This is a genomic window from Planococcus sp. CAU13 (assembly GCF_000775575.1).
Lineage (GTDB): Bacteria > Bacillota > Bacilli > Bacillales_A > Planococcaceae > Planococcus.
On sequence record NZ_JRGN01000209.1, the window covers coordinates 1 to 6,840 of the forward strand.

Below are 6,840 nucleotides of genomic sequence, written 5' to 3' on the forward strand. Positions count from 1 at the left end.
AACCGCACCTCAAACAGTAAATGCCCTTGGATTTATTGGAACAAATAAAACTAAAAGGATGGGATCTTATGAACTTCGGAAAAATTATCACAGCAATGGTGACCCCTTTTGACACGAATGGCGACATCGATTTTGAAGCAACCGGGAGCCTGATCGAGCACCTGATCGCGAACGGCTCGGATGGCCTGGTCGTCGCGGGCACGACCGGCGAGTCACCGACATTGACGTCCGCTGAAAAACTGGCGCTTTTTAAATTCACAGCAGAACGCGTCGCCGGCCGCATTCCGGTCATTGCCGGAACAGGTTCGAACGACACCCGCTCATCGATTACGCTGACGAAACAGGCCGAAGAAACCGGCGTCGACGGCATCATGCTTGTCACACCCTACTACAATAAACCTGCGCAGGAAGGCTTGTTCCAGCATTTCAAAGCCATCGCAGAAGCGACCCGCCTGCCGGTCATGCTCTACAACATCCCTGGCCGCAGCGCCGTCAATATGTCACCGGAAACAATCATCCGCCTGTCGGCTATCGACAATATCGTCTCTGTCAAAGAAGCGAGCGGCAACCTTGACGCTGCGTCATTGATCATCGAAAATACGCCTGACGACTTCACCCTCTACAGCGGTGACGACGGCCTGACGCTGCCACTGATGGCCATCGGCGCAGATGGCATCGTCTCCGTCGCATCGCACATTATCGGCAATGACATGCAAGCGATGCTTGCAGACTTTGCTGCCGGCAACATCAAAGAAGCGGCTGCCCAGCACCGCAAACTGCTGCCGGTGATGAACGCCCTGTTCGCTGCACCGAATCCCGTGCCGGTGAAAACGGCCCTGCAATTGACGGGTATCCAGACGGGCACTGTCCGCCTGCCGATGATTCCGCTGAATGAAGAAGAAACTGCCACGCTGCGTCAGCTTCTGGAAGCGGCCAATATCAACGCCTCTGTATAACTGAACATACAAAAAAACGCTGAAGCGGATGAAACTGCTTCAGCGTTTTTTGCTGTTTTATCATTTTCATTTATAATGTCATGAAATCGAGTTTCTCCAGTGTCTGCTTCAGGCTTCCTCCAACTACGAGTGAGCCGGTATCGATGCCGAGCTGCGACAAAGTGATTGCAATTTCTGGCCGAATGCCAGTCAGGATCGCTTTCACGCCGACCATATTCAAGGCCTGCACGATTTTGATGATTTGCTCGGCAACCATCGTATCCACTTTTACCACCCCGGAAAGATCCAGGACCAGCGTGGAAATCCGCAGTTTATTGGCGGCAGTCAGGGTTTTTTCCAAAATGTACTGGGCACGGTCAATTTCCAGGTCACCGATGAGCGGCAGGATCGCCACTTTATCAGCAATCGGCACAACCGGCGCGGAAAGCTCGAAGAATTCGCGGCGTGCTTCCTTCAGTTTTTCCTGATATGCATCGATGTAGGCACTGCTGTAGGAAAACATGGCATGGTCCAGAAGCGTATGGAAAAATTCCATCACTTCAAAAAGCGTATCCATATCAATATCCCGCTGTTTGCCTTCCGACTTGATCAGCTTCACCAGGTGTTTCCGGTACAGCGAAGACTCCGCCAAAGCATCATCGAGCATCATATTTGCTTCCAGGAAATAGCGGCCTGTCGCCAGTCCCCATGAATCGATCGCCTCATAGACTTTTTCGACCTGGCAGGAATTTTTGATTGATTCGCCAAGAAGTTCAACAAAGCCGGCTCTCGTATCAATGACCTGCTGGATGAATTCACGGTTCACAGCAGCGGCTGCCTCATCCTTATCTTTCATTACTTCCTCATTTATCAGTTCCGCAATCAAGTATTTATCATCGATGACGCGCTGTCCCAAAACTTCAAATTCTCTGTCCATCCGTACCTCCATGAGTCTACATTCTATAGTTATTGAATTCATTATACCTGTAGAGCACATCTCAGTGTACTGCTTTCATTGAAAATAAATAAAATGTTTTAAGGCTTCTAATGAGCCGCCAGGTATTCCGTTATGAGACTGATGGTTTCAGGTGCATCACTGACATGAGGACTATGCCCTTCGGCGTCCATCAGCTTGAACTCACTGTTTGGAAGTTGGCTGTGCACATATTTGCCGACCGCTTCCGAGGCAACGGCATCATTCCGCGTCTGCAGGATCAGTGTAGGCACTTCCACTTTCGCCAAATCCTCACGGAAATCCGACAGGAACGTCGCTTCCGCAAAATCGGCGATGATGTCAGGTTCGTTCTGGCACAATAAACGCTCGAAATCTTCCGCCAGATGAGGACGCGATGCATTCTGCATGACGACAGGAGACAGGAAACGGGCAAATTCACTGTAATCGCCTTTAATCATCTGCAGCATGCCATCGATTTGAGCTCTTTCAAAGCCGCCTGTGTATTCTTCTTCGTTCAGGTAATGCGGAGACGGACCGATCATGATGAGATTCTTCATCAATTCCGGACGTTCGGCGGCAGCGAGCGCGCCGATCATGCTGCTGACCGAATGGCCGATAAACACAATATTTTCAAGGTCCAGCGCATCGCACAGCTCGAGAAGATCCTCTTTATAGCCATGCAGCGTCCGGTACCGATTGTTGTCATACGCTTTTTTATCACTTCTGCCGGATCCGACATAATCGAACAGCACGACCCGGTATTTTGTTTCAAAAGCTGGCGCAATCTTATCCCAGACATATTGATCACACCCAAAACCATGCGCAAACACCAGAACTTTTTCGCTTTGGCCCTTGACTGTGACATTATTTCTTCGGATAATATGGTCCGCTTTTTCCTTTGTTGCCGTCATTTATGTCATCACCCCTATCTAAGAATCGTATTTCCATGTTATTAACCCTACTTTCATACTATCACTGATTGAACCGGATTCATATGAGGAGGACTTGTAAATTCTATTTTTTTCCAAATCAATCGAAATGCCCACCGACAATCCGGTCATTCTCCAACTGAAAAAACCCTGCCAAAACGGCAGGGTTTTTCAGATAGCCACCGTCACCCGGTTGCGTCCATTATTCTTCGATTCGTACAGAGCGGCATCTGCCCGGTTCAGCAAGTCTGCAAGTGCATCACCGCCCAAATTGCATGCCAGGCCGATACTGACTGTAATTGGCCGGTAAGGCCAGTCAAACAGTTCCACATTGCGGCGGATTTGTTCCGCCATTTCTGCTGCTTTCTGCGTATCCATTGCCGGCAGCACCGCCACAAATTCTTCGCCGCCTAGACGCGCCGCGAATCCGGCTTTTCCGATCGTCCCTTTCAGCACTTCAGCCAGTTTTTTCAACACCACATCCCCGGCATGATGCCCGTATGTATCGTTGACCCGCTTGAAATAATCGATATCAATCATCAGCAGGTATAGGCTGTCCGCTGCCATAAGTTCCGGCAGAAATTCTTCGAGGTATCGCCTGTTTTTCAAGCCGGTCAAGACATCTGTTACAGTCAGTTCCTTCAGCCGGTCATTGAGGATATTCAGCTCGGCTTGCTTGCATTCCACTTCGTTCAATAATTTCTTGAGCTGGCTATTGGCTTCTTCGGTCGCGCGGCTGATCCCTTCGGCTTCCCGTTTCGCATTCAGCAATTCCGTTTCATACTCATTCCGGACTGACACCTGCATGATGACACATTCAAAAAGACCATTGCGCTTTCTCGTATTCATCAATACCGGCACGGGGCCGCCCGGGCTTTTCAGTTTCAGGTACATTTCACTGACAGTGCCGTGCGTCATGATCGCCGGTATGAAATAAGTCTGAAAATAAACCCTGGAAGCGATCGTTAAAAGATCATGCATGTGGTCTGGCGCCTGTTCGATGCCCGCTATTTCCAACATCATCCTGTTCATGTCCATTATTTTCAGATTCTGATCCATCACCAGGTAGCCGGCCGGAGCCAAATCCAATTGCTCATCCATCGACTCTCACCCCTTACTCGGTCAAGTACTCTTTTATGACAGCGGCTGTTTCTCCAGCATTGCTGATATGTGGGTTATGCCCCATCGCGTCCATTACGACCAGTCGGCTTTCCGCGATATGGTCATGAACGTATTTCCCGACTTCCATTGGAGCAATGGCATCGTATTGTGTCTGCAGAATCAGAGTCGGGGCTTTCAATTCGGAAAGTTCCTGCCGCATGTCCGACATGAATGTCACTTCCGCAAATTGCCGGGCAATTACAGGATCATTGGAACAGAGCAGCTGCTCAAAATTTTCCGCAAGCTGCGGGCGGTCTTCGTTCCCCATGGCAACCGGTGCAAGGTACTTCGCCCATTCCTTATAATTCACTTCCATCATATCGAGCAACTCGCTGATATCTGACCTGTCAAAGCCTCCGCGGTAGCCCGGTTCATTCAGATAATGAGGAGAAGGTCCGATCATCACCATTTTGCTGAACAGCTCCGGACGGTCAATCGAAGCAAGCATCCCGATCATGCTGCTGACCGAATGGCCGACAAAGATGAAGCTGGTTTCTTCAAAGGCGTCGCAGACTTCCAGAAGATCTTGCTTATAGCCATGCAATGTATTGTAACGTTCTTTCGAATAGGCCCTTTTATCGCTTTTTCCAGATCCGACGTAATCGAATGTAATCACCTTATAGCCTTCTTTGAATTCCTGGATCACTTCATTCCACACCAGCTGGTCGCAGCCGAAGCCGTGACCGAATATGATTGCGGCAGTTCCCTGGCCGGTAACCTTTACATTATTCCTCTGTATAATATTGTCCATTTCAATTCACCTGTTCCTGTCCATTAATCAATTTCTTAAAAATTTTTGAATGGTTCAATCTTACCAAATAATACACTGGCAAAGTATAAGTATTTCGTTTCTTTTTTGTCAGCCAGAAAGAACCGGCAGATTTTTTCTGCCGGTTCTTTCTGTACTGTCCGATATTAATACAGGCTATTCGCTTTTCTCCGCTTTCATCCGCGCACGGATTCCTCCGTCCACTTCCGTGCCGCTCAGCATCGGATTGTGCAGACTGCCGGAAGTCGGGCCTGCCGGCGGTGCATCTTTGATCACTTTCAGCACCTGTCTGGCATTCATTTTTTCTGTCATTCCGGCTGCAACCTTGCTCGAAGCGGTGGTGCCTTTTGTTTTCATTCCGACATTGACGGTCTGTTTCGGGTTGTCAATCAAATCGATGATGGCGTCAATGACGATTTCGGGGTCGTCCATCGGTTTCATTTCCGCCAGGTGGCCTGTGTAATTCGCTGTGTGTTCGAACCACGGCGTATCGGTTGCCCATGGGTAGACGGTGCAGACATGGATATCGTCCCGGCCTGTCATCGCCATTTCTTCGTGAAGGGCATCCGACAATCCCGTTACGGCATACTTGCTTGCGCTGTAAGGCGTGTAATAGGGAAAAGCGACATTGGCCGAAACGGACGACAGGTTGATAAGGGTTCCTTTGCCCTGTTCCTCAAAGAGGCGCAGCGCATAATGGCTGCCATAGATGGTGCCATGCACATTGATCTCGACCATCCGCCGCAGATCGGCGAGCGGCACTTCATCGTAGACGCCGATGGTTCCGACCGCCGCGTTATTGATCCACACATCGATTTTGTCGAACTTCCGGTTGGCGGCATCCACTAAGTTCACGATATCCTCTTCTTTGCTGACATCCGTTTCGACCGCCATCACATTATTCGGGCCGCATTCCGCCGCCAGTTCGTCCAGCAGGTGTTTACGGCGTGCAGCCGCCACGACGTTTGCGCCTCCTTCAGCGAGGCGTCGCACAACGCCTTTGCCAAAGCCGCTCGAAGCCCCCGTCACGACCACGGTTATGTTTTCATAAGGTTTTTGATCAGCCATTTCTTCACATCCTCCTTTTACTTGTCGCCTTCCGCTTTCATTTTCAGCCGCTCTCTCAAATCACCTGAAATTCCTGTGCCTTCAGCCCTCGGCTCATGGAGGCTGCCTTCCGTCGGTGGGGACAGCGGCGCCTCGCTCAGCATTTGAGCCATGAACCGGCCGGTCGATCGGTCCGTCACAGAAGGCGCCAGTTTTCCGGCTACAGCTGCCAGTGTCGTTTTTGCTCCGATATCCACAACTTCCTTCGGTTCATCAATCAAACCGATGACCGCTTCCACCACTTTTTCCGGTCCGTCAGCGGGGCCCACCAGTATTTCGTGGCCGCTGTAATTGCCGGCATGGACCGTCCACGGTGTATCCGTAACCCACGGATTGACGAGGCAGACATGGATATCTTCCCGGTTCTCCAGTTCCATTTCCTGGCGGAGACCCCTCGTCAGGCCGGTGACGCCGAATTTCGAAGCACTGTAGACAGCCGCGGAAGGTATAGCGACACTTCCGCCGAATGAACCGATATTGATCAATGTGCCATGGCCCTGCTTTTTGAACTGGCTGATTGCGAAATGGCTGCCGAACATTGTGCCGAGCAAATTGACATCAATCATGCGGATCAGATCCTTCAAAGGTGTGTCCGTGAAATCTCCGTATGCGCCAATGCCGGTATTGTTGATCCATACATCGATACTGCCGAACCGCTCCAATGCCGTGTCGAAAAGCCGTTCAACATCCTGTTCCCTGCTGACATCCGCTGTCACCGCCACGGCTTTCGGCCCCAGTTCTTCCGCCAGTTCCTCAATGAGTGCCGTTCGCCTTGCGCAAAACACGACATTCGCTCCCTGTGCCGCCAATTCCACTGCGATTCCTTTGCCGATCCCGCTCGAAGCTCCCGTCACCACCACCGTCAGTCCGCTGCGTTTCATTTCGTCAGGCATAGCCGCGCTCCTCCTTGTCTGAAAATCGATTGCCTTAAAAATACCCCTTTTCATGCCGGAGAAACGTGTTGGCGGTTTTATCTTACGGTTT

General features: G+C 50.6%; 7 protein-coding genes. 1 reads left to right on the forward strand and 6 read right to left on the reverse strand.

Annotation, left to right across the window (positions count from 1 at the left end):
* The first annotated feature begins 68 nt into the window (after positions 1-68).
* Positions 69-956 (forward strand): 4-hydroxy-tetrahydrodipicolinate synthase, encoded by an 888-nt coding sequence (gene dapA / locus KW93_RS09290; RefSeq protein WP_033542730.1) that lies wholly within the window; start codon positions 69-71, stop codon positions 954-956.
* A gap of 70 nt (positions 957-1,026) precedes the next feature.
* Here the strand turns inward: dapA and KW93_RS09295 are convergent, their stop codons facing one another.
* The 6 genes from KW93_RS09295 to KW93_RS09320 all read right to left on the reverse strand — a co-directional run bounded on the left by KW93_RS09295 (position 1,027) and on the right by KW93_RS09320 (position 6,749).
* Positions 1,027-1,872 carry an STAS domain-containing protein gene (locus KW93_RS09295; RefSeq protein WP_052131547.1) on the reverse strand — a complete coding sequence of 282 codons (846 nt, stop codon included), beginning with the start codon at positions 1,870-1,872 and terminating at the stop codon, positions 1,027-1,029.
* A 107-nt stretch (positions 1,873-1,979) separates the two neighbouring features.
* Complete coding sequence (locus KW93_RS09300; RefSeq protein WP_033542732.1) at positions 1,980-2,801, reverse strand: alpha/beta fold hydrolase; 822 nt, start codon at positions 2,799-2,801, stop codon at positions 1,980-1,982.
* 189 nt (positions 2,802-2,990) lie between these two features.
* The gene (locus tag KW93_RS09305; protein ID WP_033542733.1) at positions 2,991-3,920 is read right to left on the reverse strand and encodes a sensor domain-containing diguanylate cyclase; all 930 of its coding nucleotides are present in this window, start codon (positions 3,918-3,920) and stop codon (positions 2,991-2,993) included.
* Between the two features lie 13 nt (positions 3,921-3,933).
* Positions 3,934-4,731, reverse strand: a complete 798-nt coding sequence (locus KW93_RS09310; protein ID WP_235318394.1) for an alpha/beta fold hydrolase — start codon at positions 4,729-4,731, stop codon at positions 3,934-3,936.
* A 174-nt stretch (positions 4,732-4,905) separates the two neighbouring features.
* Positions 4,906-5,817 carry an SDR family NAD(P)-dependent oxidoreductase gene (locus tag KW93_RS09315; RefSeq protein WP_033542735.1) on the reverse strand — a complete coding sequence of 304 codons (912 nt, stop codon included), beginning with the start codon at positions 5,815-5,817 and terminating at the stop codon, positions 4,906-4,908.
* A 17-nt stretch (positions 5,818-5,834) separates the two neighbouring features.
* Positions 5,835-6,749, reverse strand: a complete 915-nt coding sequence (locus KW93_RS09320) for an SDR family NAD(P)-dependent oxidoreductase (protein ID WP_033542736.1) — start codon at positions 6,747-6,749, stop codon at positions 5,835-5,837.
* Between the last annotated feature and the right edge of the window lie 91 nt (positions 6,750-6,840).

Bases quoted from the DNA above. Each gene is read 5' to 3' on its own strand.
- dapA (WP_033542730.1), top strand. From the start codon at position 69: ATGAACTTCGGAAAAATTATCACAGCAATGGTGACCCCTTTTGACACG.
- KW93_RS09295 (WP_052131547.1), bottom strand. From the start codon at position 1,872: ATGGACAGAGAATTTGAAGTTTTGGGACAGCGCGTCATCGATGATAAA.
- KW93_RS09300 (WP_033542732.1), bottom strand. From the start codon at position 2,801: ATGACGGCAACAAAGGAAAAAGCGGACCATATTATCCGAAGAAATAAT.
- KW93_RS09305 (WP_033542733.1), bottom strand. From the start codon at position 3,920: ATGGATGAGCAATTGGATTTGGCTCCGGCCGGCTACCTGGTGATGGAT.
- KW93_RS09310 (WP_235318394.1), bottom strand. From the start codon at position 4,731: ATGGACAATATTATACAGAGGAATAATGTAAAGGTTACCGGCCAGGGA.
- KW93_RS09315 (WP_033542735.1), bottom strand. From the start codon at position 5,817: ATGGCTGATCAAAAACCTTATGAAAACATAACCGTGGTCGTGACGGGG.
- KW93_RS09320 (WP_033542736.1), bottom strand. From the start codon at position 6,749: ATGCCTGACGAAATGAAACGCAGCGGACTGACGGTGGTGGTGACGGGA.